The 25,713-nt window shown below is 73.7% G+C and carries 23 protein-coding genes; 17 read left to right on the top strand and 6 right to left on the bottom strand.

Annotation, left to right across the window (positions count from 1 at the left end; translation table 11 throughout):
• Window positions 1-32: 32 nt before the first annotated feature.
• From ACFWP3_RS23970 to ACFWP3_RS23945, 6 genes are all read left to right on the top strand, one after another.
• Window positions 33-1,274: a sensor histidine kinase gene (locus tag ACFWP3_RS23970; protein ID WP_384224557.1), complete on the top strand. Its 1,242-nt coding sequence runs from the start codon at window positions 33-35 to the stop codon at window positions 1,272-1,274.
• A gap of 150 nt (window positions 1,275-1,424) precedes the next feature.
• On the top strand, window positions 1,425-2,552 hold the full coding sequence (gene pheS / locus ACFWP3_RS23965) for a phenylalanine--tRNA ligase subunit alpha (RefSeq protein WP_384224554.1): 1,128 nt from the start codon (window positions 1,425-1,427) through the stop codon (window positions 2,550-2,552).
• The gene (gene pheT, locus ACFWP3_RS23960) at window positions 2,552-5,080 is read left to right on the top strand and encodes a phenylalanine--tRNA ligase subunit beta (RefSeq protein ID WP_384224551.1); all 2,529 of its coding nucleotides are present in this window, start codon (window positions 2,552-2,554) and stop codon (window positions 5,078-5,080) included. The genes pheS and pheT overlap by 1 nt, the downstream gene beginning before the upstream one ends.
• Before the next feature lie 169 nt (window positions 5,081-5,249).
• The gene (locus ACFWP3_RS23955; RefSeq protein ID WP_384224548.1) at window positions 5,250-6,251 is read left to right on the top strand and encodes a PP2C family protein-serine/threonine phosphatase; all 1,002 of its coding nucleotides are present in this window, start codon (window positions 5,250-5,252) and stop codon (window positions 6,249-6,251) included.
• A gap of 332 nt (window positions 6,252-6,583) precedes the next feature.
• Window positions 6,584-7,924, top strand: coding sequence for a transcriptional regulator (locus ACFWP3_RS23950; RefSeq protein WP_384224545.1), 1,341 nt, complete (start codon window positions 6,584-6,586; stop codon window positions 7,922-7,924).
• 53 nt (window positions 7,925-7,977) lie between these two features.
• Window positions 7,978-8,514 (top strand): NUDIX hydrolase, encoded by a 537-nt coding sequence (locus tag ACFWP3_RS23945; RefSeq protein WP_362297741.1) that lies wholly within the window; start codon window positions 7,978-7,980, stop codon window positions 8,512-8,514.
• Between the two features lie 3 nt (window positions 8,515-8,517).
• On the opposite strand, the gene ACFWP3_RS23940 is transcribed toward ACFWP3_RS23945, so the two are convergent.
• Window positions 8,518-9,420: a 3-hydroxybutyryl-CoA dehydrogenase gene (locus ACFWP3_RS23940; RefSeq protein WP_384224542.1), complete on the bottom strand. Its 903-nt coding sequence runs from the start codon at window positions 9,418-9,420 to the stop codon at window positions 8,518-8,520.
• 153 nt (window positions 9,421-9,573) lie between these two features.
• Here ACFWP3_RS23940 and ACFWP3_RS23935 point away from each other — a divergent pair, with 153 nt between their 5' ends.
• Complete coding sequence (locus ACFWP3_RS23935) at window positions 9,574-10,809, top strand: glycoside hydrolase family 10 protein (protein WP_384224539.1); 1,236 nt, start codon at window positions 9,574-9,576, stop codon at window positions 10,807-10,809.
• A 1-nt stretch (window position 10,810) separates the two neighbouring features.
• Here ACFWP3_RS23935 and ACFWP3_RS23930 read toward each other — a convergent pair whose 3' ends face one another.
• Window positions 10,811-11,008 carry a DUF1918 domain-containing protein gene (locus tag ACFWP3_RS23930; protein WP_384224537.1) on the bottom strand — a complete coding sequence of 66 codons (198 nt, stop codon included), beginning with the start codon at window positions 11,006-11,008 and terminating at the stop codon, window positions 10,811-10,813.
• A gap of 57 nt (window positions 11,009-11,065) precedes the next feature.
• Window positions 11,066-11,980, bottom strand: a complete 915-nt coding sequence (locus tag ACFWP3_RS23925; RefSeq protein WP_384224535.1) for a DMT family transporter — start codon at window positions 11,978-11,980, stop codon at window positions 11,066-11,068.
• On the opposite strand from ACFWP3_RS23925, the gene ACFWP3_RS23920 reads away from it, so the two are divergent.
• From ACFWP3_RS23920 to ACFWP3_RS23885, 8 genes are all read left to right on the top strand, one after another.
• On the top strand, window positions 11,979-13,406 hold the full coding sequence (locus tag ACFWP3_RS23920) for a PLP-dependent aminotransferase family protein (protein ID WP_384224532.1): 1,428 nt from the start codon (window positions 11,979-11,981) through the stop codon (window positions 13,404-13,406). The genes ACFWP3_RS23925 and ACFWP3_RS23920 overlap by 2 nt on opposite strands.
• 93 nt (window positions 13,407-13,499) lie before the next feature.
• The gene (locus tag ACFWP3_RS23915; RefSeq protein WP_384224529.1) at window positions 13,500-14,075 is read left to right on the top strand and encodes a histidine phosphatase family protein; all 576 of its coding nucleotides are present in this window, start codon (window positions 13,500-13,502) and stop codon (window positions 14,073-14,075) included.
• A 41-nt stretch (window positions 14,076-14,116) separates the two neighbouring features.
• The gene (locus ACFWP3_RS23910) at window positions 14,117-14,869 is read left to right on the top strand and encodes an N-acetyltransferase (protein WP_384224526.1); all 753 of its coding nucleotides are present in this window, start codon (window positions 14,117-14,119) and stop codon (window positions 14,867-14,869) included.
• 174 nt (window positions 14,870-15,043) lie between these two features.
• Window positions 15,044-16,072 (top strand): N-acetyl-gamma-glutamyl-phosphate reductase, encoded by a 1,029-nt coding sequence (gene argC / locus ACFWP3_RS23905; RefSeq protein ID WP_384224523.1) that lies wholly within the window; start codon window positions 15,044-15,046, stop codon window positions 16,070-16,072.
• Complete coding sequence (gene argJ / locus ACFWP3_RS23900; RefSeq protein WP_384224521.1) at window positions 16,069-17,226, top strand: bifunctional glutamate N-acetyltransferase/amino-acid acetyltransferase ArgJ; 1,158 nt, start codon at window positions 16,069-16,071, stop codon at window positions 17,224-17,226. The genes argC and argJ overlap by 4 nt, the downstream gene beginning before the upstream one ends.
• Complete coding sequence (gene argB / locus ACFWP3_RS23895) at window positions 17,223-18,161, top strand: acetylglutamate kinase (protein WP_384224519.1); 939 nt, start codon at window positions 17,223-17,225, stop codon at window positions 18,159-18,161. Before argJ ends, argB begins: the two co-directional genes overlap by 4 nt.
• Window positions 18,158-19,357 (top strand): acetylornithine transaminase, encoded by a 1,200-nt coding sequence (locus ACFWP3_RS23890; RefSeq protein WP_384224516.1) that lies wholly within the window; start codon window positions 18,158-18,160, stop codon window positions 19,355-19,357. The genes argB and ACFWP3_RS23890 overlap by 4 nt, the downstream gene beginning before the upstream one ends.
• Window positions 19,358-19,364: 7 nt before the next feature.
• The gene (locus tag ACFWP3_RS23885) at window positions 19,365-19,928 is read left to right on the top strand and encodes an arginine repressor (RefSeq protein WP_384224514.1); all 564 of its coding nucleotides are present in this window, start codon (window positions 19,365-19,367) and stop codon (window positions 19,926-19,928) included.
• A gap of 20 nt (window positions 19,929-19,948) precedes the next feature.
• On the opposite strand, the gene ACFWP3_RS23880 is transcribed toward ACFWP3_RS23885, so the two are convergent.
• Genes ACFWP3_RS23880 through ACFWP3_RS23870 form a run of 3 tightly spaced genes read right to left on the bottom strand, consistent with a single transcriptional unit; the run spans window position 19,949 to window position 22,764 of the window.
• Window positions 19,949-20,644 (bottom strand): L,D-transpeptidase, encoded by a 696-nt coding sequence (locus tag ACFWP3_RS23880; protein ID WP_384224596.1) that lies wholly within the window; start codon window positions 20,642-20,644, stop codon window positions 19,949-19,951.
• Between the two features lie 6 nt (window positions 20,645-20,650).
• The gene (locus tag ACFWP3_RS23875) at window positions 20,651-21,232 is read right to left on the bottom strand and encodes a pyridoxamine 5'-phosphate oxidase family protein (RefSeq protein ID WP_384224511.1); all 582 of its coding nucleotides are present in this window, start codon (window positions 21,230-21,232) and stop codon (window positions 20,651-20,653) included.
• Between the two features lie 8 nt (window positions 21,233-21,240).
• The gene (locus ACFWP3_RS23870) at window positions 21,241-22,764 is read right to left on the bottom strand and encodes a hypothetical protein (RefSeq protein WP_384224508.1); all 1,524 of its coding nucleotides are present in this window, start codon (window positions 22,762-22,764) and stop codon (window positions 21,241-21,243) included.
• Between the two features lie 195 nt (window positions 22,765-22,959).
• Here ACFWP3_RS23870 and ACFWP3_RS23865 point away from each other — a divergent pair, with 195 nt between their 5' ends.
• Both ACFWP3_RS23865 and argH read left to right on the top strand, forming a co-directional pair.
• Window positions 22,960-24,153, top strand: a complete 1,194-nt coding sequence (locus ACFWP3_RS23865; protein ID WP_384224506.1) for an argininosuccinate synthase — start codon at window positions 22,960-22,962, stop codon at window positions 24,151-24,153.
• A 93-nt stretch (window positions 24,154-24,246) separates the two neighbouring features.
• Window positions 24,247-25,674 (top strand): argininosuccinate lyase, encoded by a 1,428-nt coding sequence (gene argH, locus ACFWP3_RS23860; RefSeq protein ID WP_384224503.1) that lies wholly within the window; start codon window positions 24,247-24,249, stop codon window positions 25,672-25,674.
• The last annotated feature ends 39 nt before the right edge of the window (window positions 25,675-25,713 follow it).

Genomic DNA, 25,713 nt, shown 5'->3' with positions numbered 1-25,713 from the left:
CTGCGCTACTCGGAGATGTGGGGTACGGGGACATGACCGTCGGTACGAACAGCTCACCGGGGGCCGCGGGGGCCGCGCACGCGGCCGAGGAGCGGTTCCGGGGCGCCCCCGAACCCCCGGCCGCCACGGCAGGGCTGCACGGAGTACCGCCACAGGCGGGCCCGGCCGCCGGCCGCGCCCCGGCGCAGCCTGCCCCGGGCTCCGGTTCGGCACCCGGCCCCGGCGAGGGGTTCGGGTTCGGGGTGGACCCCGACGAGCTGCCCGACGGGCTCGTCGTCGCCGACGGCTCCGGCACGGTGATCTGCTTCAACGCCGCCGCGGCGCGGATCACCGCACTCGCCGCCGGTCAGGCGCTCGGCACCCGCATCGACAGCGCACTGCCCCTCGAGGACCTCGAAGGCCGCCGCTGGTGGGCGCTGACCGACCCGTACGGGGGCCTCGCCACCCGCCGCGGCCAGCCCGAGCGGAACCTGCTGCTCCCCGGCGGCCGCGAGGTGCTCGTCTCCGCCAGCTACATCCGCACGCACCCCACCGGCCCCCTGCGCCGCCTCGTCGTCACCCTGCGCGGCACCGAGGCCCGCCGCCGCACCGAGCGCAGCCACGCCGAGCTGATCGCCACCGTGGCCCACGAGCTGCGCTCCCCGCTGACCTCCGTCAAGGGGTTCACCGCGACCCTGCTCGCCAAGTGGGAGCGGTTCACCGACGACCAGAAGCGGCTGATGCTGGAGACCGTCGACGCCGACGCCAACCGCGTCACCCGGCTCATCGCCGAGCTCCTCGACATCTCCCGCATCGACTCGGGGCGGCTGGAGGTGCGCCGCCAGCCGGTCGACATCGCCACCGCCGTCGGCCGCCACGTCCAGGCGCTCACCGCGAACGGCCAGGCCCCCGAGCGGTTCCTCGTACGGGTGAGCCGGCCCCTCCCCGATCTGTGGGCCGATCCGGACAAGATCGACCAGATCCTCGGCAACCTCCTCGAAAATGCGGTGCGCCACGGAGACGGAACGGTCACCATCGACGTATCGCCGCATGAGAAGGGAACCGCCGTCACCGTGACCGACGAAGGCCCCGGGATCCCCGAGGAGTCGATGGGCCGTGTCTTCACCCGCTTCTGGCGGGGGAGCAAGCGCGGCGGCACCGGCCTGGGCCTGTACATCGTCAAGGGCATCGTGGAGGCCCACGGCGGCACCATCACGGTCGGCCGCGGCCCCGGCGGCGGCGCCGAATTCCGATTTATCCTGCCCGTGAGCGCCCCGGCCTACCTCACGCAGTAGCACTGCGGAGCGTCTTGCCAGGCGGCCCACGGGCTCCTTCACCCCCAACGACCTTTAGACTCGTCCTTTGGCACCTTTGTGTCTCTGTGTCGATCGGTCTGATCGCGCCGTACGGGGACCACCAGCCAGCCATCGGAAGTACGGGAAGAGATGTCGGCACCGAACAAGTCGTACGACCCTGTCGAGGTCGAGGCACTGAAACCGGAAGAGATCGAGCGCATGCGGGACGAGGCGCTCGCCGCCTTCGCGTCCGCCGGCGACCTCGACGAGCTGCGCGAGGCGAAGACCGCGCACATGGGCGACCGCTCGCCCCTGGCGCTCGCCAACCGCGAGATCGGCGCCCTGCCCCCCCAGGCCAAGGCCGAGGCGGGCAAGCGTGTGGGCCAGGCCCGCGGCGCCGTGAACAAGGCCTTCGGGGCCCGCACGGTCGCCCTGGAGGCCGAGCGGGACGAGCGGGTGCTGGTCGAGGAGGCGGTGGACGTCACGCTGCCCTACGACCGCGTCCCCGCCGGCGCCCGGCACCCCCTGACCACGCTGATGGACCGCATCGCGGACATCTTCACGGCCATGGGGTACGAGGTCGCCGAGGGTCCCGAGGTCGAGGCGGAGTGGTTCAACTTCGACGCGCTCAACTTCACGCCCGACCACCCGGCGCGCCAGATGCAGGACACCTTCTTCGTCCGCGGGCCGGAAGGCACCGAGGGTGACGAGTCCGGCGTCGTGCTGCGCACCCACACCTCCCCGGTGCAGGCGCGCTCGCTCCTGGAGCGCAAGCCCCCCGTCTACATCGTCTGCCCGGGCCGCGTGTACCGCACCGACGAGCTCGACGCGACGCACACCCCCGTCTTCCACCAGGTCGAGCTGCTCGCCGTGGACGAGGGCCTGACCATGGCCGACCTCAAGGGCACCATGGACCACATGGTCCAGGAGCTGTTCGGCGAGGGCACGACCACGCGCCTGCGCCCGCACTTCTTCCCGTTCACCGAGCCGTCCGCCGAGATGGACATGCAGTGCTACGTGTGCCGCGGCGAGTCGGTGGGCAACCCCGACCGCCCGTGCCGCACCTGCTCCAGCGAGGGCTGGATCGAGCTCGGCGGCTGCGGCATGGTCAACCCCAAGGTGCTCGTCGCCTGCGGCGTCGACCCCGAGAAGTACAGCGGGTTCGCCTTCGGCTTCGGCATCGAGCGGATGCTGATGTTCCGCCACAACGTAGAAGACATGCGAGACATGGTCGAGGGTGACGTCCGTTTCACCCGGCCGTTCGGGATGGAGATCTGATGCGGGTCCCGCTTTCTTGGCTGCGGGAGTACGTCGACCTCCCCGCGGGTGCGACCGGCCGTGACGTGGCCGCCAAGCTCGTCGACGCCGGCCTCGAGGTCGAGACGGTCGAGCAGCTCGGCGGCGGGCTCAAGGGCCCGCTCGTCGTCGGCCAGGTGCTGACCATCGAGGAGCTCGAGGGCTTCCGCAAGCCGATCCGGTTCTGCACGGTCGACGTCGGCCAGGCCAACGGCACCGGCGAGCCGCAGGAGATCGTCTGCGGCGCCCGGAACTTCTCCGTGGGCGACAAGGTCGTCGTGGTCCTGCCCGGCGCGGTGCTGCCCGGCGACTTCGCGATCGCCGCGCGCGAGACGTACGGCCGCACCTCGCACGGCATGATCTGCTCCGGCGACGAGCTGGGCATGGGCGACGACGGCACGCACGGCATCATCGTGCTGCCGCCCGAGCACGAGGTCGGCACCGACGCGATCGAGCTCCTCGAGCTCGTCGACGAGGTCCTCGACATCGACATCACCCCGGACCGCGGCTACTGCATGTCCCTGCGCGGCGTCGCCCGCGAGGCGGCCACCGCGTACGGCCTGCCGCTGCGCGACCCGGCGCTGCTCGACGTGCCCCAGCCGAACTCGTACGGCTACCCGGTCAAGGTCGACGACCCGGCCGGCTGCGACCGCTTCACCGCCCGCACGGTGACCGGCCTCGACCCCGATGCGCGCTCCCCGATCTGGCTCACCCGCCGCCTGCAGAAGGCGGGCATGCGCCCGATCTCGCTCGCCGTCGACATCACCAACTACGTGATGCTCGAGCTCGGCCAGCCGCTGCACGCCTACGACCGCTCCCGGATCGACGGCGCCATCGGCGTCCGCCGCGCCGAGCAGGGCGAGAAGTTCACCACCCTCGACGGGGTCAAGCGCACGCTCGACTCCGAGGACCTGGTGATCACCGACAACAGCGGGCCGATCGGCCTGGCCGGTGTCATGGGCGGCGCCAACACCGAGATCGCCGACTCCGTCACCGACCCGGAGACGGGCGCCGTCACCGGCACCACGGCCGTGGTGATCGAGGCCGCGCACTTCGACTCCGTGTCGATCTCGCGCACCGCCCGCCGCCTGAAGCTCTCCTCCGAGGCCTCCAAGCGCTTCGAGCGGGGCGTCGACCCGCTGGCCGCCGCCGCGGCCGCCCAGCGGACCGTCGACCTGCTCGTGCTCCTCGCGGGCGGCACCGCCGAGGCCGGCGTCACCGAGTTCCTCGCCCCGGGCGCCCCGCGCACCATCGCGATGCGCGCGGACCACCCGGACCGGGTCGCGGGCATGGACTACGGCCGCGAGACCGTCGTACGCCGCCTCCAGGAGGTCGGCTGCGACGTCTACGGCCAGGACGAGCTCGTCATCACCGTCCCCTCGTGGCGGCCCGACCTCGCCGCGCCCAACGACCTCGCCGAAGAGGTCATCCGGCTCGAGGGCTACGGGAACCTCCCGTCGACCCTTCCGCAGGTGCCCTCCGGCCGCGGCCTCACCCCCCGGCAGCAGCTCCACCGCCGGGCCGGCCGCGCGCTGGCCGGCGCGGGCTACGTGGAGGCGCTGAGCTACCCGTTCATCGGCGAGCAGGTCTTCGACCAGCTCCAGCTCCCCGCGCACGACGCCGCCCGCCAGGTCGTCAAGCTCGTCAACCCGATCTCCGACGAGGAGCCGGCGCTGCGCACCACGCTGCTGCCGGGTCTGCTCGGCGCACTGCGCCGCAACGACAGCCGGGGCAGCCACGACCTCGCCCTCTTCGAGACCGGTTCGGTCTTCCTGGCCGGCGCGCAGCCGGGCGTTGCCGTACGGCTGCCCGTCGACCGCCGTCCCACGGACGAGGAGATCGCCACCCTGGACGCGGCCCTGCCCGCGCAGCCGCGGTACGCCGCGGTCGTGCTGGCCGGTGCCCGCGAGCAGGCCGGCTGGTGGGGCAAGGGCCGTCCGGCCGACTGGGCGGACGCCGTCCAGGCCGCGCGTGCGCTGGCCGTCGAGGCCGGCGCGGAGCTCGTCGTCCGCCAGGGCCAGTACGGCCCCTGGCACCCGGGCCGCTGCGCCGAGCTGGTCGTCACCCTCGACGGCGTCGAGCAGGTCATCGGCCACGCCGGTGAGCTGCACCCGCGCGTGGTCAAGGCGCTGGGCCTGCCGGCCCGCACCAGCGCGATGGAACTCGACCTCGACCGCCTCGCCGCGGCCGGCGGCGAGGCCCTCCAGGCGCCCCGGATCTCCTCCTTCCCGGTGGCGACCCAGGACGTCGCGCTGATCGTGGACGCGTCGGTTCCGGCCTCGGACGTGGAGGCCGCGCTGCGCAAGGGCGCGGGCGAACTCCTCGAATCGCTCCGGCTGTTCGACGTGTTCACCGGCGAGCAGGTCGGCGAGGGCAAGAAGTCCCTGGCGTACGCGCTGCGCTTCCGCGCGGCCGACCGCACGCTGACCGCCGAGGAGTCCACGGCCGCGCGCGACGCGGCGGTGGCGCTCGCGGGCGAGCGGACCGGGGCGGTGCTGCGCGGCGCGTAGCCGCACGCGGCAGGCCCGTCGAGGGCCTGCTTCACGCCTGGTGAGGGCCCCTCCGGAACGCCGGAGGGGCCCTCACTCATTCGGGTGAGAAGGCCGGTGACCCGTGTCCGGGGCACCGGGTGATCGGCACAATCGATGCGGCCGAGGGGAGGCCGCGATGATCGGGGAGATGACCCAGGTACGCCGGGTGTGCGTCTTCGCGTGGGGCGGCGCCGCGGTGTCCTGGGAGCTGTCCACCCCCGGGCGGCTCGTGCCCAGCCTGGCCACCTGTGCGGCGTTCCTGCTGCTGGCGACGGGCTGCGCCCTGCACATCCGGCGCGGGCTGGTCGCCGAGCTGCGGCGTTCGCAGGAGATCGCCGGGGCCGCGCAGCGGGCGCTGCTGCGGCCGATGCCGAGACGGATGGAGGGGCTGACGCTGGCCGCCGCCCAGCTGTCGGCGAGCCGGGGCGCGGCGGTGGGCGGGGACCTGTACGAGGCCGTGCCGACGGTGCACGGGGTGCGGGTGGTCATCGGGGACGTACGGGGGCACGGACTGCCGGCGCTGGGGGCGGCCGCGGCGGTCCTCGGAGCCTTCCGCGAAGCGGCGTACGACGAACGGTCGCTGGGCGGGGTGCTGGTGCGGATGGAGCGGGCGCTGGGCCGGCACGTGCGCGACCGGGCCCGGTCCGAGCACCCCGCGGCCTGTCCGGCCGAGCCGGAGTCTCCGTCGGCCGAGGAGTTCGTGACGGTCCTGCTCCTCCAGATCGCCCCGGACGGCACCCTGCTGGCCCTGAACTGCGGGCACCCGTGGCCCTACCTGCTGCGCAGCCGGGGCTCCGCCCCGGACCCCGCGCCCCACGTGCCGGCGCTGCGCCCGACCCGCGTGCACCTGCTCGACGGCGGCGAGACCATGCCCCCGCTCGGGGTGGTCCCCGTACCGGCGGACCCCCGGCCGTACGCGTGCGGTGAACTCCGCCCCGGCGAAACCCTGTTCCTGCACACCGACGGCGCCGAAGAGGCCCGTGACGCCGCCGGCGCGTTCTTCCCCCTGCGCAGCGTCCTCGCGGAGGCGACGGCACCGCTGACGCCCGCGCGGCTGGTCGCGGGCGTGCACGCGGCCCTGCTCCGGCACACCGGCGGGCGACTCGCCGACGACGTCGCCCTGCTGGTGCTCCGCGACGACCGGACCTGACCGGCCGGCCCTGAACAGGCCGGCCCCGGACCGGCCCCGCCAGGCCGGCCCCGCCGGGCCCGGCGACCAACCGGGCTCCGGCGGAACCGGCACGCCGCCCGCCTGCCGTGGAGTGTCGGGCAGACAGCAGAACGGGCGGCGCGGTGACGGGTCGTCGCACTGTACGAGGGGGAGCCGACGACCCGGGCTGCCTCTTGGCGAGGCCCTTAAGTGAAGCGCCCTGCGGGCCCCCGGCGGCAGAGTGCGTATCGCATTTATGCGCGTACTTGGTTCACACCCCGTGTGAACCGAGTACCCACTAGCCTGAGACCGACGAGCCCTGGGAGCGGCCCATGCAGCCCAATGTCCTGCTCGACGCCCTCCTCGCCGAGGCGGGCATGTCACACGCCGGACTCGCCGCGTACGTGAACCAGGCGGGCCGCACCCGCGGACTCGCCCTGCGCTACGAACACACCGCCGTGGCCCGGTGGCTGAAGGGCCAGCGGCCCCGCGGCCACGTGCCCGACCTGATCTGCGAGGTACTCGCCGGCCGGCTGCGCCGGCCCCTCGGGCTGGACGACATCGGCCTCGGGGTACCGGGCCTGCCCGCCTCCCCGCACGCCTCTCCGCTCAGCGGGTTCGTGGACCGCGCCGCCGCTCTGTGGCGTGCCGACGGCCAGGCCCGGCCCCAGCTGCTCACGGCGCAGGCCGTCACCGGCACCCCCGCCGTCATCCCGGTCTGGGAGTGGGAGAACCCGCCCGAGGACGCCGACGTCTCCCGGGTGGGACCGGACAGGATCGGGCCCGAGCACATCGAGATCCTGCGGGCCGCCCGCGCCCACTACGAGCTGATGTACCGCCGGGCCGGCGGGGTGGCCACCCGGGACCGGATCGTCCGCTTCCTTGGCACGGAGACGGCGCCCATGCTGCGCGGCAGCTACCCCGACGCCCTCGGCCGGCGGCTGCACCGGGCCACCGGGTCGCTGGTGGCGGTGGCGGGAATCTGCGCGTACGACTCGGACGCCCACGGGCTGGCCCAGCGCTACTTCCACCAGGCCCTGCGCCTGGCCAAGGCGAGCGGGGACCGCGGGCTCGGGGCGTATGTCATCGCGCTGCTCGTCAACCAGTCCCTGCACCTGCGCGAGTACCGCCAGGCGGTGGCCTTCGCCGAGGCCGCGCTGCGCGCCGCGGGCCCGCACACCACCCCGGCGCTGGCGTCCGACCTGTACGCGATGCAGGCCAAGGCCTATGCCCGACTCGGCGACACCCGGGCCGCGTTGGCCTGCATCCGCAACGCCGAGGCGGCGGCCGAGCGGATCAGCCCGGGCGCCGAACCGGACGAGACCGGCTACGTGCAGCCGGGGCTGGTCAACGTCCAGGTCGCCGAGGCGCTGCTCGGGCTCGGGGACCTCGCCGCCGCGCACGAGCAGGCGACCGCGGCCGTCGGCACGCCCGCGCACGACCGCGGCCGGGTGCACCGGCTGGCGATGCTGTGCGAGATCCAGCTGCGGCAGGGCGAGGTGGACCGGGCGGTGGCGGCCGCGGCCGAAATGGCCGAGCGGGCCAAGGGGATGGAGTCGCTGAGGCTGCGCGACCGGTTGCGCGCGGTCCGCGAACGGCTGCTGACCAGCGGATGTTCGGACGCGGAGCAGACGGCCCAGCTCATCGACGGGGCGCTGCGCGTTCCCCTGTGACGGCTGGAACTGCTGCCATGTTGCCACCAATCCGAACGGAAGGCGGCACAACCGTGCAGTGGACGAACCTGAGTGAGCAGACCGTGTACAAGAACCGCTGGTTCGATGTGAATCTCGCCGATGTGGAACTCCCCGACGGCCGGCACCTGGACCACTTCGTGATCCGGCTGCGCCCGGTCGCCGTCGCCACGGCCGTCAACGAGGCCAACGAGGTGCTCCTGCTGTGGCGGCACCGCTTCATCACCGACAGCTGGGGCTGGGAGCTGCCCGCCGGGGTGGTCGAGGACGGGGAGTCCGTCGAGGGCGCGGCGGCGCGGGAGATGGAGGAGGAGTCGGGCTGGCGGCCCGGACCGCTCCGGCACCTGATGACCGTGGAGCCGTCCAACGGCCTGACCGATGCCCGCCACCACCTCTACTGGGCGGACGGGGCCACCTACATCGGCCACCCGGAGGACGGATTCGAGTCCTCGCGCCGGGAGTGGGTCCCGCTCAAGCTGGTGCCCGACATGATCGCGCGCGGGGAGATCCCGGCCGCCAACATGGCGGCCGGGCTGCTCCTGCTGCACCACCTCAGGCTCGGGCAGCCGTAGGGATCATCCGTACGGGTAGAAGCCCGAGCCCGTCTTGCGGCCCAGGCGGCCCGCGTCGACCATCCGCTGGAGCAGCGGGGGAGCGGCGTACAGCGGCTCCTTGTACTCGGCGTACATGCTGTCGGCCACCGAGGCCACGGTGTCCAGGCCGATCAGGTCCGCCAGCTTCAGCGGGCCCATCGGGTGGGCGCAGCCCAGCTCCATGCCGTTGTCGATGTCCTCGCGGCTCGCGATGCCCGACTCGAACATCCGGATCGCGGACAGCAGGTACGGGATGAGGAGCGCGTTGACCACGAAGCCGGACCGGTCCTGGGCGCGGATCGCGTGCTTGCCCAGCACGTCCCGCACCAGGGCCTCGGCGCGCTTGACGGTCTCCTCGCCCGTGGTCAGCGCCGGGATCAGCTCGACGAGCTGCTGCACCGGGGCCGGGTTGAAGAAGTGGATGCCGATGACCTGGTCGGGGCGCGAGGTGGCGACGGCCAGCTTGACCAGCGGAATGGAGGAGGTGTTGGAGGCCAGGATCGCGTCCGGGCGAGTGATCACCTGGTCGAGGACCTGGAAGATCTCCGTCTTGACCTGCTCGTTCTCCACGACGGCCTCGATCACCAAGTCGCGGTCGGCGAACTCGCCGAGGTCGGTGGTGAAGCTGAGGCGGGCCAGGGTGGCGTCCCGCTCCTCCTCGCTGATCTTGCCGCGTTCGGCGGCCTTGGTCAGGGAGTTGTGCAGCCGGGTGCGTCCGATCTCCAGGGCCTCGCCCGTGGTCTCGGCGACCTTCACCTCAAGACCGCTGCGGGCACACACCTCGGCGATGCCCGCGCCCATCTGGCCGCAGCCCACTACGCCGACGCGGGTGATGTCGGCCGGGAGGGTAGAGAGGTCCGTCACTTCGTGCCTTTCGCTGCTCATCCATCGCGGGTCCCCCGGGCCGGCAGTGGTAACTGCGTTCCGGCGCCCGCCACGCCCCCCGACGTTACCCCCGACGTTGACCCCGGTGGCGGGCCGGGGCGGGCATGCTGGGCGCACACAACGGAATGTCACGGAACGGGACGGAGTCGTCACATGGCGTACATCGGGCGTCGGGGACTGCTGGCGGGAGCCGCGTGGGTGGTGGCGGCGGCCACGGGCGGGGCGCCTGCGGCCCGGGCGGCGGCCGCGCCGCCCTCCGGCCGCGCGGCGACCGCGGAGTTCCGGGGCATGTGGATCGCCACCGTGTCGAACGTGGACTGGCCCTCCCGCAGCGGGCTGTCGGCCGCGGAGCAGCGCAAGCAGCTGATCGGCCTCCTCGACACCGCGGTGCGCCGGCGCCTGAACGCGGTGATCCTCCAGGTCCGGCCGGCGGCCGACGCGCTGTGGCCCTCGCTGCTGGAACCGTGGTCGCAGTGGCTGACGGGGGAGCAGGGGGTGGATCCGGGCTGGGACCCGCTGGGGACGGCCGTCGCCGAAGCGCACGCCCGCGGGCTGGAGCTGCACGCCTGGTTCAACCCGTACCGCGTGGCCAACCACGCCGACCTCGACCGGCTGGTGCCCGAGCATCCGGCGCGGCAGGACGGCTGGACGGTGGAGTACGGCGGGAAGCTGTACTACAACCCCGGGGTGCCGGAGGTGCGGCGGTTCGTGCAGGAGGCCATGCTCGACGCGGTCACCCGGTACCCGCTGGACGCGGTCCACTGGGACGACTACTTCTACCCCTACCCGGTGCAGGGGGAGCACTTCGACGACGACGCGGCCTACGAGGAGCACGGCGCGGGATTCTCCTCGCGGGCGGCGTGGCGCCGGCACAACACCGACACCCTGGTGCGCGAGATGTCCGAGCGGCTGCGCGCGCTCCGGCCCGCGGTCCGGTTCGGTGTCAGCCCGTTCGGGATCTGGCGCAACTCCGACCGGGACCCGGCCGGGTCGCAGACCCGCGGGCTCGCGACCTACGACGACCTGTACGCGGACACCCGCAAGTGGATCAGGGAGGGCTGGATCGACTACGTCGTACCCCAGGCCTACTGGCACATCGGGCACCCGACGGCCGACTACGCGGCCCTCGTCCCCTGGTGGGCGCGGACCGTCGAGGGCACCGGCGTGGACCTGTACGTCGGAGAGGCGCTGTACCGCTGCGACGCGGACAGCCCCACCGAGGCCTGGCGCGATCCCGCCGAGCTGTCGGAGCACGTGCGGTTCGCCCGCGGATACCCGCGGGTCCGCGGCCACGTGTGGTTCTCCGCGAAGCACGTGGCGGCGGACCCCAACGGAGCGATGGCCCGAGTGGTCGCCGACCACTACGGACCGGCGGCGGTACCGCGCTGAGTCAGTGGTCGGACTCCGCGGGGTGGCGGATCACGCAGTCGGGCCCGGGGGCCATCAGGGCCTCGTGCCCGTCCTGGAAGCGGACCCGGTACGGGGGGGTTCCGTTCTCACCCAGTACCTGGGTGATCTCGCCCACCTTGTCGTTCTGTCCTACGATCCTGCCGTGCTGCACCAGCTGGTCGCCCTCGGTCGCGCGCATAACTGACCTCCTCGGTGGCGGGCCGATCCGGTGCTAGCAGTTTAGGTCGTTCCGGGGCTATTTGACCCGTTGGGTGACGGCAATGCAGACGAGCACCGCGCAGGCCGCCACCGGGGCGGCGGGCGACAGCCGCTCGCCGAGCAGGGCCACCGACCACACCAGGGTCAGCAGGGGCTGGGCGAGCTGGAGCTGGCTCGCCCGGGGAGCGCCGATCTCGGCCATCCCGCGGTACCAGACGTACAGGCCGAGGAAGGTGGAGCCGGCCGCCGCCCAGGCCAGGCCGGCCAGGCCGTGCCCGGTGAGGTGGACCGGCTCGTACGCGAGCCCCAGTACGGAACCGGCCAGGCTGAGCGGCAGGCACAGCACCAGCGCCCAGCCGACCACCTGCCAGCCGGGCAGCGCCCGGGCGAGCCGGCCGCCCTCGGTGTAGCCCGCGGCGCACACCAGCAGGGCGCCGAACAGGTAGGCGTCCCCGGCCGAGAGCGAACCGCCGCTCTGGGCCACGGTGAAGGCGAGGACCACCGCGGCCCCGGCCAGCGCCGCGGCCCAGAACCGGCGCGAGGGCCGGACCCCGGTGCGCAGCGCGGAGAGCGCGGCCGTCGTCAGCGGCAGCAGCCCGACGACCACGGCCGCGTGCGAGGTCGTCGAGGTGGTCAGCGCGAGGGTGGTCAGCAGCGGGAACCCGACGACCACCCCGGCGGCGACCACGGCCAGCCCCGCCCAGTGCTCGCGGGCCGGCAGCGGGACCCGCAGGGCCAGCAGGAAGGCGCCGGCGATGGCGGCCGCCAGGACGCTGCGCAGGGCGACCAGCGACCACGGGCCGAAGCTCTCCAGGCCCCAGGCGGTCGCGGGGAAGGTGAGCGAGAAGGCGATCACGCCGAGGGAGGCGAGGAGGGTGCCGGTCGCGGCGCCGCGGGCGGATCCCGTCACCGCTATCGTGGTCGGCAGAGTAGCGCTATTCTGTGCTGTCATGTACGAGCGTAGCAGTGTGGCGGAGCTGGCAGAATCCCTCCGAGTAGAGCTCAACCGCTACTCGGTGGGTGGAAAGCTCCCGTCGAGCCGGGCCCTGGTCGAGCACTACCGGGTCAGCCCCGTCACCGTCTCGCGGGCCCTCGCGCAGCTCGCCGCCGAGGGCCTCGTCGTCACCCGGCCCGGCGCCGGGGTCTTCCGCGCCCGGCCGCGTACGTCGGCCCCCGCGTCCGGGGACACCTCCTGGCAGGAGGTCGCCCTCAGCGCCGAGGGCGCCGGGGACATCGTCCCGCGCTCCGTCGACGCCACCGGGGTGCTGGGCTCGCTGACCACCCCGCCGCCCGGGGTCATCGAACTCAACGGCGGCTACCTGCACCCCTCCCTCCAGCCCGAGCGGGCCATGGCGGCCGCGCTGGCCCGGGCCGGGCGGCGGCCCGGGGCCTGGGGGCGGCCGCCCGTCGAGGGGCTGCCCGAACTGCGGGACTGGTTCGCCCGCGAGATCGGCGGCCCGGTCGTGGCCGCCGACGTCCTGGTCACCGCGGGCGGACAGAGCGCCCTGGCCACCGCCCTGCGGGCACTCGCCCCGCCCGGGGCGCCGATCCTGGTGGAGTCGCCCACCTACCCCGGACTGCTGGCCATCGCACGCGCCTCCGGCTGCCGGCCCGTGCCGGTCCCGGTGGACGCGGAGGGGGTCCGGCCGGAGCTGCTCGCCGCCGCCTTCGAAGCCACCGGGGCGCGGGTCTTCGTATGCCAGCCGCTGTTCCAGAACCCGACCGGGGCCGTGCTGGCGCCCGGGCGGCGGGCCGAGGTGCTGCGGATCGCCCGCGCCGCCGGCGCCTTCGTCGTCGAGGACGACTACGCCCGCGCCTTGGCCCACGAGGACAGCGGGCCGCTGCCCGCCACCCTGGCCGCCGAGGACGCCGACGGGGTGGTGGTCCACGTCCGGTCCCTGACCAAGGCCACCTCGCCCAGCCTGCGGGTGGGCGCCCTCGCCGCCCGGGGCCCGGTCGTGGACCGGCTGCGCGCCATCCAGGTCGTCGACAGCTTCTTCGTCCCCCGGCCGCTCCAGGAGGCCGCCCTGGAACTGGTCGGCGCGCCCGCCTGGCCCCGCCACCTGCGGACCGTCTCCGCCGAGCTGCGCCACCGCCGGGACGTCCTCGCCGGGGCGCTGCGCAGGGAGCTGCCGGAGCTGGAGCTGCCCCATCTGCCCTCCGGCGGCTACCAGTTGTGGGTGCGGCCGGGCGGCGGCGGAGACGACGCCGGGTTCGCGGCGGCCGCCCTGCGCGCCGGGGTCGCGGTCGCGTCCGGCCGCCCGTACTTCTGCGCGGAGCCGCCCGGTCCGCACGTCCGGCTGAGCTTCGCCGGGGTGTCCGGGCCCGGGGAGCTGGTCGAGGCGGTCCAGCGGCTGCGGGCGGGGCTCGCGCCGTGACCGGGGGGCCGCCGGGGCCCGGGCCGGCCGGGCCGGTCACGGCGCTCGGCGCAGACGCTTGACCCCGTGCGGCGCGCGGCCCACCATCGCCGCATGCATGTTCGGGTTTCGCTCGTTGCCGCAGCCCGTAGTTCCCCGCTGCTCACCGAGCGCTTCGACGAAGACCGCCCGCTCGACGGGGCGGGCCGGCACGCCGTGGAGTCCGCCGCCCCCGGGCTGGTCCCGCTGGGCGCCGCCGAGCTGCGCTACTGCTCGCCCACCCCGCGCAGCAGGGCCACCGGCGAGGCCCTCGGGTACGCGCCGCTGGCCCAGCCCGCGCTCCGCGAGTGCGACATGGGCCGCTGGCGGGGGCTGACCCTCGCCGAGGTGACCGCCCGCGAGCCGGGGGCCGTCGACCTCTGGCTCACCGACCCGTGCGCCGCCCCGCACGGCGGCGAGTCGCTGCTCGCCTTCATCGCGCGGATCGGTGGCTGGCTCGACACCAGGCCCGCCGACGACGGGGGCGCGATCGTGGCCGTGGCGGAGCCGTCGGTGGTTCGGGCGGCCCTGGTCTACGCCCTGAAGGCACCCCCGCTGACCTACTGGAACGTGGACGTGCGGCCGCTCTCCACGATGACCCTCACGGGCTGGGCGGGCCGCTGGCACCTCTCCCTCCAGGCCCCCGGGTAAAGCGGTTGAGTCCCTTCCGCGCCCGGTCCTAGCCTGCCGGGATGAACGGCATACGGATCACCACACCGGCGGAGCGGCCCGAACTCGCGGACCGGCTCTGGGGCATGGCGGACTCGTGGCCCGAGTTCGCCCAGCACGACGCGCTGGCCTGGCTGCTGTACCCGCGGATGGTGGCCGAGCTCCCGCAGTACGTGCTGGTCGCCACGGACGGCGACGCGGTGGTCGCCCGGGGGTTCAGCGTCCCCTTCGCCCAGCACGCGCCGGGCCGCGGCGGGGCGCTGCCCGCGCAGGGCTGGGACCGGATCCTGATGTGGGCCTTCTCCGACCTGCGGCGCGGGGCCGCTCCGGACACGGTGAGCGCGATCGAGATCACCGTCGCCACGGACCGGCAGGGCGAGGGCCTGTCCGGCCGGATGCTGGCCGCGATGCGGGACAACGCCCGCGCCCGCGGCTTCGCCGAGGTCGTGGCCCCGGTCCGCCCGAGCGGCAAGCCGGCCGAGCCGGACACCCCGATCCACGCGTACGCGTACCGCACCCGCGAGGACGGCCTCCCGTACGACCCGTGGCTGCGCGTCCACGTCCGCGCCGGCGGCGTCATCGACTCCGTGGCCCCCCTCTCCATGACGATCACCGGCTCGCTGCCCCAGTGGCGCGAGTGGACCGGCCTCCCCTTCGACACCCCGGGCCCGGTCCGCGTCCCCGGCGCCCTCGCCCCGGTGCACTGCGCCCCGGAGGAGGGCTACGCGGTCTACGTCGAACCCAACGTCTGGGTCCGCCACGCCCTGACCGGCTGAATCGGCCGGACCCGCAAGCCCCGTGGCCCCGCCCGCCCTCGTACTACCGGCCGGTTCGGCCCCCGTGACCGCCGCCGGCGTGGGACCCTTCGTACGGAGTGCCCGGCCCCCCTGAAGCGCATTGCATAAACCTGCGTAGCTACGTATAGTCATGCCATCGACGAGGAGGGTCCGATGGCGGTACGTGTAGCGGTGGCCGGTGCGAGCGGGTACGCGGGCGGTGAAGTCCTGCGCCTGCTGCTCTCGCACCCCGAGGTCGAGATCGGCGCCCTGACCGGCCACTCCAACGCCGGAGAGCTCCTCGGCACCCTGCAACCGCACCTCGTGCCGCTCGCGGACCGGATCCTGGAGGCGACCACCCCCGAGGTCCTCGCCGGCCACGACGTCGTCTTCCTCGCGCTCCCGCACGGCCAGTCCGCCGCCGTCGCCGCCCGGCTCGGCGAGGACGTGCTCGTCGTCGACATGGGCGCCGACCACCGGCTCAAGGACGCGGCCGACTGGGACAAGTTCTACGGAGCCCCGCACGCCGGCACCTGGCCGTACGGGCTCCCCGAGCTGCCCGGCGGGCGGGCCGCGCTCGAAGGGACCAAGCGCATCGCCGTCCCTGGCTGCTTCCCCACGGCCGTCTCCCTCGCCCTGTTCCCGGCCTACCAGGCGCAGCTGGCCGAGCCGGAGGCCGTGATCGTCGCCGCCACCGGCACCTCCGGCGCGGGCAAGGCGCTCAAGACGCACCTGCTCGGCGCCGAGGTGATGGGCAGCGTCACCCCGTACGGAGTGGGCGGAGCCCACCGGCACACGCCCGAGATGGTGCAGAACCTGTCCCCGCTCGCGGGCACCCGGGTCTCCGTCTCCTTCACCCCGAACCTCGTGCCCATGCCCCGGGGCATCCTCGCCACCTGCTCGGCCAAGGCCCTGCCCGGCACCACGGCCGACTCGCTCCGCGCCGCCTACGAGAAGGCGTACGCCGACGAGCCGTTCGTCCGGCTGCTGCCCGAGGGCCAGTGGCCGGCCACCAAGGCCGTGCACGGCTCCAACGCCGTCCAGGTCCAGGTCGCCTACGACGAGTCCGCCCGGCGGATCATCGCCGTCAGCGCCATCGACAACCTCACCAAGGGCACCGCCGGCGGCGCGGTGCAGAGCATGAACATCGCCCTCGGCCTGCCCGAGAGCCTGGGACTTTCCACGATCGGAGTCGCACCGTGAGTGTCACGGCAGCACAGGGGTTCACGGCGGCGGGCATCGCCGCCGGGATCAAGGCCAACGGGAACCCGGACCTGGCCCTGGTGGTCAACAACGGGCCGCGTCTGGCCGCCGCGGGCGTCTTCACCTCCAACCGCGTCAAGGCCGCTCCCGTGCACTGGTCCGAGCAGGTCCTGCGCGGCGCCGCCGTCAGCGCGGTCGTCCTGAACTCCGGCGGCGCCAACGCCTGCACCGGCCCCAAGGGCTTCCAGGACACCCACGCCACCGCGGAGAAGGTCGCCGAGGTCCTCGGCGGCGAGGTGAACGCCGGCGAGGTCGCGGTCGCCTCCACCGGCCTGATCGGCGTCCTGCTGCCCATGGACAAGCTGCTGCCGGGCATCGAGGCCGCGGCCGCGGCCCTGTCCGAGCACGGCGGCGAGGACGCGGCCGTCGCCATCAAGACCACCGACACCGTGCACAAGACGGCCACGGTCTCGCAGGACGGCTGGACCGTCGGCGGCATGGCCAAGGGCGCGGGCATGCTCGCCCCCGGCCTGGCCACGATGCTCGTCGTCCTCACCACCGACGCCGACCTCGACAGCGCCACCCTCGACCGGGCCCTGCGCGCCGCGACCCGCACCACCTTCGACCGGGTCGACTCCGACGGCTGCATGTCCACCAACGACACCGTGCTGCTGCTGGCCTCCGGCGCCTCCGGCCGGGCGCCCGCCTACGAGGTGTTCGCCGAGGCCGTACGGACCGTCTGCGACGACCTGGCCCGCCAGCTGATCGGCGACGCCGAGGGCGCCAGCAAGGACATCCGCATCGAGGTCATCGGCGCGGCCAGCGAGGACGACGCGGTCGAGGTCGGCCGGTCCATCGCCCGCAACAACCTGCTCAAATGCGCCATCCACGGCGAGGACCCGAACTGGGGCCGGGTGCTCTCCGCGATCGGCACCACCAAGGCGGCCTTCGACCCGGACCGGCTGAACGTGGCCATCAACGGGGTCTGGGTCTGCAAGAACGGTTCGGTCGGCGAGGACCGCGACCTGGTGAGCATGAAGGACCGCGAGGTCCGCATCACCGCCGACCTGTCCACCGGCGGCGAGTCGGCCGTGATCTGGGCCAACGACCTCACCGCCGAGTACGTCCACGAGAACAGCGCCTACAGCTCATGAGCGACGAGAAGGCCGGGCAGCCCGGCACCGGAACGGCGCGCAAGCACACCGCGCTGCCCAAGGCGCAGATCCTCATCGAGGCGCTGCCCTGGCTGACCCGCCACAACGGCAAGGTCGTCGTCATCAAGTTCGGCGGCAACGCCATGATCGACGAGGACCTCAAGGCGGCCTTCGCCCAGGACGTGGTCTTCCTGCGGCAGGCCGGCCTCAAGCCGGTCGTGGTGCACGGCGGCGGTCCGCAGATCAACGCCCAGCTCGACAAGCAGGGCCTGGTCAGCGAGTTCAAGGCGGGCCTGCGCGTCACCACCCCGGAGGCGATGGACGTCGTACGGATGGTCCTGGCGGGCCAGGTCCAGCGCGAGCTGGTCGGGCTGCTCAACGAGCACGGCCCGCTCGCCGTCGGCATGACCGGCGAGGACGCCCACACCATCACCGCCACCAAGCACACGCCCGAGATCGAGGGCGAGCTCGTGGACATCGGACGGGTCGGCGAGATCACCGCGATCGACACCGGCGCGATCGAGGCGCTGCTGGCCGATGGCCGGATCCCGGTGATCTCCTCCATCGCCCGCAGTGCCGACGACCACCACGTCTACAACGTGAACGCGGACACGGCGGCGGCGGCGCTGGCCGCCGCGCTCGGCGCCGAGACCCTGATGGTCCTCACCGACGTCGAGGGCCTCTACGCGGACTGGCCCCACAGCGACGAGGTGATCAGCCGGCTCACCGTCAGCCAGCTGGAGAAGCTGCTGCCCGAGCTGTCCAGCGGCATGGTTCCCAAGATGGAGGGCTGCCTGCACGCCGTCCGCAACGGCGTCACCACCGCCCGCGTGATCGACGGGCGGGTCCAGCACTCGATCCTGCTGGAGATCTTCACGGACGAGGGAATCGGCACGATGGTCGTGCCCGACGCACAGGGAGGGGAGCCCCGGTGAGCACCGGCAACGAGGAGTACCGCACCCGCTGGAAGGGTGCGCTGACCGACAACTACGGCACCCCCGCGCTGGCCCTCGTACGCGGTGAGGGCGCGCAGGTCTGGGACGCGGACGGGCGGCAGTACACCGACTTCGTCGGCGGCATCGCGGTCAACGCGCTCGGCCACGCCCACCCGGCGGTCGTCGAGGCCGTCAGCGGCCAGATCCGGACCCTGGGCCACGTCTCCAACCTCTACGCCTCCGAGCCGGTCATCGCGCTCGGCGAGCGGCTGCTCCAGCTCTTCGGCCGGCCCGGCAAGGTGTTCTTCTGCAACTCCGGCGCCGAGGCCCTGGAAGCCGCCTTCAAGATCGGCCGGCTGACCGGGCGGACCCACATGGTCGCCACCACCGGCGGCTTCCACGGCCGCACCATGGGCGCCCTCGCGCTGACCGGGCAGCCGAAGAAGCAGGACCCGTTCCTGCCCCTGCCCGGCGATGTCACGCACGTCCCGTACGGCGACGTCGAGGCGCTGCGGGCCGCCGTGACCGAGCGGACCGCGCTCGTGGTCATCGAACCGATCCAGGGCGAGAACGGCGTCGTCGTCCCGCCCGCCGGGTACCTGACGGCCGCCCGTGAGATCACCCGCGCCACCGGCACCCTGCTGGTCCTCGACGAGGTGCAGACCGGCATCGGCCGCTGCGGCCAATGGTTCGAGCACCAGGCGCACGAGGGCGTCGAGCCGGACCTGGTCGCGCTCGCGAAGGGGCTGGGCGGCGGTCTGCCCATCGGCGCCGTGGCCGCCTTCGGCGCCGCGGCCGACCTGCTCAAGCCGGGCCAGCACGGCACCACCTTCGGCGGGAACCCGGTCGCCTGCGCCGCCGGCCTCGCCGTCATCGACACCATCGCCGCCGAGGGCCTGCTCGAGCAGGTCAAGGCGCGGGGCGAGCGGCTGCGCTCCGGAATCGAGGCCTCCGGGCATCCGCTGGTCTCCCACGTCCGTGGTGCCGGCCTCCTGCTGGGTATCGTGCTGACCGAGCCCCTCGCACCGCAGGTGCAACAGGCGGCTCAGGATGCCGGCTACCTGGTCAACGCGCCCGCCCCCGACGTCGTACGGCTGATGCCGCCGTACGTCCTGTCCCAGGGCGAGGCGGACGCGTTCCTCCGGGACCTGCCCGGCATCCTCGACGCGGCCAACGGGGACGGATCCGGAGAATGAGACGACGATGAGCCAGGCGCAGGACAACGAGCACTGGCGGTCCGCCCAGACGGATGCCGGGGGAGGACAGGCCGTCCCCCAGACCCGCACCGCCCGCCACCGCCGGATCGTGGACATCCTCAACCGGCAGCCGGTCCGCTCGCAGAGCCAGCTGGCCAAGCTGCTCGCCGACGACGGCCTGAGCGTCACCCAGGCGACGCTCTCCCGGGACCTCGACGAGCTGGGCGCGGTGAAGATCCGCAACACCGGCGGAGAGCTGATCTACGCGGTGCCCAGCGAGGGCGGCTTCCGCACCCCGCAGGCCCCGCTCGGCGAGTCGGCCAAGGAGGAGCGCATGCGGCGCCTCTCCGGGGAACTGCTGATCTCGGCGGAGGCCTCGGCCAACCTCGTGGTCCTGCGCACCCCGCCGGGCGCCGCGCAGTTCCTCGCCTCGGCGATCGACCAGGCCGAACTGCGGGAGATCCTCGGCACGATCGCGGGCGACGACACGCTGATGCTGATCAGCCGCGACCCGGCGGGCGGCCAGGCGCTGGCCGACCACCTGCTGCGCCTCGCCCAGAAGGAGGGCTAGGGGCCCGGGCCGGGCGGTGCCTAGTAGCGGGTGACCGCCAGGGCCCCGGACTCGGTGCCGATCGCGATGTGGGGGCGGCGGTCCGGGTCGGCCCAGCGCAGGATCTCGCGCATCGCCTCCCGGGGCACGGACACGCAACCGGCCGTCGCGCCCTTGCCGTTGACGTGCAGGAAGATCCCGGCGCCCCGGCCGCGCACCGGCTCGGCGTAGTTGAAGCCGATGACCATCGCGTGGGCGTACTGGGCCTCGTAGGTCACCAGGTGCTCCGCCTCGCCGGGCGCGCAGTGCGCCGGCAGCGGCTCCACCCAGCGGTTGTAGGCGGCCGAGGCGTTGTCCTGGCACCACCAGGAGTCGCCGGTTACCCGCCGGTAGCCGTACTCGGTACCGGCCGGGGCCCGCCGGATCCCGAAGGCGTACGGGAGGTCGTACAGCCCGGTCGGGGTGGTGTTCGTGCCCTGGGTGCGGGTCGCGCCCTCGGTCAGGCCCTTCGCCCCGAAGCGCGCGTCCGCGCTCCCGGCCTCGTACCACCGCCCCGCCCGCCGGTCCCACCAGGTCAGCCGCCCGGTCGTGGAACCGGGAGCGGGCGCGACGGCGGTGATCAGCTGGCTTCCGCCGCCGGTGTCGGCGAGCCGGGCGGGCAGCGGGGCCCGGCTCTGGAAGCCCTGCGGGAGCAGGGTGGTGACGATCAGTGAGCCCGTGACGAGAGCGGTACGCAGCACACGTCAGACGGTACGGGGCGGAAGGGGCAGCGGCAGCGCAGGCAGGCCGTCGAGACTCGTTCCGATGTGGTCCTTCTTCTCGCAGTACGCGGCGAACTCCTCGTCCGTCTTGCGGCCGAAGTACTCCGCGTGGAGGGTGCGCTCGCCCTCGTACTCCATGAAGGGGACGGCGTACCCGCACGTGTCGGAGATCCGCTGGGCGTGGACGAGGATGATCGCCCGCGCGGACGGCCCGTCGGCGTTCCCGAACCCGCCGATCAGCTCGGCCCAGCGGGGGTCGTCGCGGAAGACCGCCTCGCCCTCGCCGTGCACGCGCACGATGTTGGGCGGTCCGGTGAACGCGCACCACATCAGGGTGATCCGGCCGTTCTCACGGACGTGCGCGATGGTCTCGGCGCCGCTGCCGCCGAAGTCGAGGTAGGCGAGGGTCTGCTCGTCGATGACGACGAGCGTCCCGGCGCGGCCCTTGGGGGACAGGTTGACGTGGCCGTCGCCGGCGAGCGGCGCGGTGGCCGTGAAGAAGACCGGCTGCTCCTCGATGAACCTGCGCAGCCGGCCGTCTATCCGTGTGTAGATCTTTCCCATGCGGATGATTATCCGATCGCGTCGTGAGGTGCGCGCGGAATTCCGAGCTGTGAGCGCATCCGCCCCATGACGTACTCGCCGAACAGCCCGGTGCAGCGGTCCAGCAGGGCGCCGACCTCGGGATCGCCGAGCGGCAGCGCGGGCGGCCGCCCGGGGGACCACAGGCTCTGCACGCGCTGCGCGGCGACCCGCCGCAGCCCCGGGTCGGGGTCCGTCAGCAGTTCCACCGAGGCCCGCAGCGCGTCGATGCCGCCGCGCGCGTGCAGGACCCGGTACGCGGCCCGGCGGGTGTGCAGCGGGAGCCCGGGCGCGATCCGGGCCGTCAGCCATGCGACGGGCAGCTGCCCGGCCGGCGGGGCCAGGCTGAGCGAGGCCTCGCGGGCGACCGCGGGCGAGGGGTCGTCGAGCAGCGGCCGCAGCAGCTCCGCGTCGTCGGCGTCGAGCGCGCGCAGGCCCGCGACGGCGGCGGCCCGCAGCGCGCCGGAGCCCTGCCCGGACCGCTCCAGCAGCGCGCGCAGCAGCGGTGCGTCCGCATGCCGGGCGCACTCGGCGAAGCCGGCGACGGCGTACGGGGTCACCCGGTCCGGGTCCTCGACCAGCGCGCGGCACAGGGCGTGCGGGTCCCCGCCGTCCTGCCGGACCAGCCACCGGGCGCAGGCCCGGACCAGTCCCGAGCGGTCGGCCAGGTGGTCCGCGGCCTCGGCGGCGCGTCCGGCCCCGCGCAGGGCGGTGACCCCGCCGGCGCGGACCATCGGGATGTGCCCGCGCAGCAGGCTGTCGACCGCCTCGTCGTCCGGCCCGTCGGCGGCGAGCGCGGCCAGGGCCGCGTCCGCCCAGACCAGCGCCGTCGCCGGGTCCCGCTCCTCGCCGGCCCGGCGGGCGAGTTCCCGTACGCCGAACAGGCCGGAGTCCAGGGTGAGGCGGGTGGCGAACCGCCGGGTCGGCAGGTCGCCGCTGCGGCGCAGCCAGGCCAGGACGGTGTCGGGCTCCTCGCCGGTCATCGTGCGCGCGGCCCGTGCCGGGCGCCACCACTGTCCGGGGCGCGCGGGGCGCGCGGGGCGCCACCAGGGCGCCGGCACCGGGTCCCCGCGGAGCGCTCCCTCGAACAGGTCGCGCGCCCAGGTGCCCTGCTCGCGCCGGGCCAGCCTCAGGACCAGCGGGGTGAGGTCGATCAGGGTGTGCGCGGGGTCGGCGGCCAGGGCCCCGGCGAGCACCTGCCGGGCGCGCTCGCGCACCGCGGGGGCCCAGTCGGCGCACCGGATCACGACGAGCGGCAGCGGCGCGCGCGGGACGGCGAGCGCGGCCTCGCGGACGCGGCCGTCGGGGTGGCAGAGGCGGATCTCGATCGGATCGGCGGCGCGAGGCCCCGGACGCCAGGGGGAGTGGGTGTCCCGGACCTCCGCGTCGAAGGCGATCCAGGACAGCGGCAGGGCCGGGTGGCGGAACCCGGCGAGACCGGTGCGCCCGCCGCGCATCAGGGCCGCGGCCGCGGCCCGGCCCTCCTCTATCTGCCGCCGAGTCTCGGCTCCCACATGTCCTCCCTGAACGGCGCCCGAACGGTGCGGACTGCCGATCGTAGGCGCCGGCCGGTCCGGGCGCCCCTGATATTCGCCCTGGTCAGGCACGTGCGTCCGCAGGTCGATTGACGAAACATACGGAGCAGTGCATAGTTATGCCAGTCGTTGGACGCACCGAGAGGTGACCGCACGCACCGTAAGGAGAAGCCCGTGACCGAGCGCGTCGTACTCGCCTACTCAGGCGGACTGGACACCTCCGTCGCCATCGGCTGGATCGCCGAGGAGACGGGCGCGGAGGTCATCGCCGTCGCGGTGGACGTCGGCCAGGGCGGCGAGGACCTCGACGTCATCCGCAAGCGCGCCCTCGCCTGCGGCGCGGTGGAGGCCGAGGTCGCGGACGCCAAGGACGAGTTCGCCGACGAGTACTGCCTCCCGGCGATCAAGGCGAACGCCCTCTACATGGACCGCTACCCGCTGGTCTCCGCCCTCTCCCGGCCGGCCATCGTCAAGCACCTGGTCGCCGCCGCCCGCAAGCACGGCGCCTCGACCGTCGCCCACGGCTGCACCGGCAAGGGCAACGACCAGGTCCGCTTCGAGGCCGGCATCGCCGCCCTCGGCCCCGACCTCACGTGCATCGCCCCGGTCCGCGACTACGCGATGACCCGGGACAAGGCGATCGCCTTCGCCGAGAAGGCCGACCTCCCCATCGCCACCACCAAGAAGTCCCCGTACTCCATCGACCAGAACGTCTTCGGGCGCGCCGTCGAGACGGGCTTCCTGGAGGACATCTGGAACGCGCCGATCGAGGACGTCTACGAGTACACCTCCAACCCGGCCCTCGCCCGCGAGGCCGACGAGGTCGTCATCTCCTTCAAGGCCGGCGTCCCGGTCGCCATCGACGGCAGGCCCGTCTCCGTCCTGCAGGCGATCCAGCAGCTCAACGAGCGCGCCGGAGCCCAGGGCGTCGGCCGGATCGACATCGTCGAGGACCGCCTCGTGGGCATCAAGTCCCGGGAGGTGTACGAGGCCCCGGGCGCGATCGCGCTGATCACCGCCCACCAGGAGCTGGAGAACGTCACCGTCGAGCGCGAACTGGCCCGCTACAAGCGGCAGGTCGAGCAGCGCTGGGGCGAGCTGGTCTACGACGGCCTGTGGTTCTCCCCGCTGAAGCGGGCCCTGGACGGCTTCGTCGAAGAGGCCAACCAGCACGTCACCGGTGACATCCGGATGACCCTGCACGGCGGCCGCGCCGTCGTCACCGGCCGGAAGTCGGAGGAGTCGCTGTACGACTTCAACCTGGCGACCTACGACTCGGGCGACACCTTCGACCAGTCCAAGGCCCAGGGCTTCATCGAGATCTTCGGCCTCTCCTCGAAGATCGCCGCGCGCCGCGACCTCGCCTGAGGCGCGCACCGCCGAACGGACCGCCTCCCGTTACCTCCGCGACCGAGAGGCGGTTGCACATTCCACACCATGCAGTCTTGAGGAGCAGTAGCTGTGAGCAGCAACAACGGTGACGTCCGGCTCTGGGGCGGACGCTTCGCCGACGGTCCCGCCGAGGCCCTCGCGAAGCTGTCCGCGTCGGTCCACTTCGACTGGCGCCTCGCGCCGTACGACATCGCGGGCTCCCGCGCCCACGCCCGGGTGCTGCACAAGGCGGGGCTGCTCACGGCCGACGAGCTCGAGCGCATGATCGACGGACTCGACCGGCTCGAGGCCGACGTGGCCGCGGGCACCTTCGTCGGCACCATCGCCGACGAGGACGTGCACACCGCGCTGGAGCGCGGCCTGCTGGAGCGGCTCGGCGCCGACCTCGGCGGCAAGCTGCGGGCCGGCCGGTCCCGCAACGACCAGGTGGCCACCCTCTTCAGGATGTACCTGCGCGACCACGCCCGGATCATCGGCGGGCTCATCGCCGACCTCCAGGACGCGCTGGTCGGCCTCGCCGAGACGCATCACGACGTGGCCATGCCCGGCCGCACCCACCTCCAGCACGCCCAGCCGGTGCTCTTCGCCCACCACGTACTGGCGCACGTGCAGTCCCTGTCCCGGGACGCGGAGCGGCTGCGCCAGTGGGACACCCGGACCGCGGTCTCCCCGTACGGCTCGGGGGCGCTGGCCGGCTCCTCGCTGGGCCTGGACCCGGAGGCGGTCGCCGCCGACCTCGGCTTCGAACGGGGCTCGGTCGGCAACTCCATCGACGGCACGGCCTCGCGGGACTTCGTCGCCGAGTTCGCCTTCGTCACCGCGATGATCGGGATCAACCTGTCCCGGATCGCCGAGGAGATCATCATCTGGAACACGAAGGAGTTCTCCTTCGTGACCCTGCACGACGCCTTCTCCACCGGGTCGTCGATCATGCCGCAGAAGAAGAACCCGGACATCGCGGAGCTGGCGCGCGGCAAGTCGGGCCGCCTCATCGGCAACCTGACGGGCCTCCTCGCGACGCTCAAGGCGCTGCCCCTGGCCTACAACCGGGACCTCCAGGAGGACAAGGAGCCGGTCTTCGACTCCTGCGACACCCTCGAGGTCCTGCTGCCGGCCTTCACCGGCATGATGGCCACCCTCACGGTCAACCGGGAGCGGATGGAGGAGCTGGCCCCGGCCGGCTTCTCGCTCGCCACCGACATCGCGGAGTGGCTGGTCAAGCAGGGCGTGCCGTTCCGCGTCGCCCACGAGGTGGCCGGCGAGTGCGTCAAGGAGTGCGAGGCGCTCGGCATCGAGCTGGACGGGCTCACGGACGAGCAGTTCGCGAAGATCTCGGAGCACCTGACCCCCGAGGTCCGCTCCGTCCTCAACGTGCCCGGCGCCCTGGCCTCCCGCAACGGCCGCGGCGGCACCGCCCCTTCGGCGGTCGCCCTCCAGCTGACCGAGCTGAAGGCGGACCTGGTCATCCAGCACGCCTGGGCCGTGCACAAGCAGTAGCGGCTCCGCGGCCCCCGCGCAGGGAACCGTCCGGCCCGC

It is taken from the genome of Streptomyces sp. NPDC058525 (assembly GCF_042719495.1).
Lineage (GTDB): Bacteria > Actinomycetota > Actinomycetes > Streptomycetales > Streptomycetaceae > Streptomyces.
This window is presented reverse-complemented; position numbering and strand designations above follow the sequence as displayed.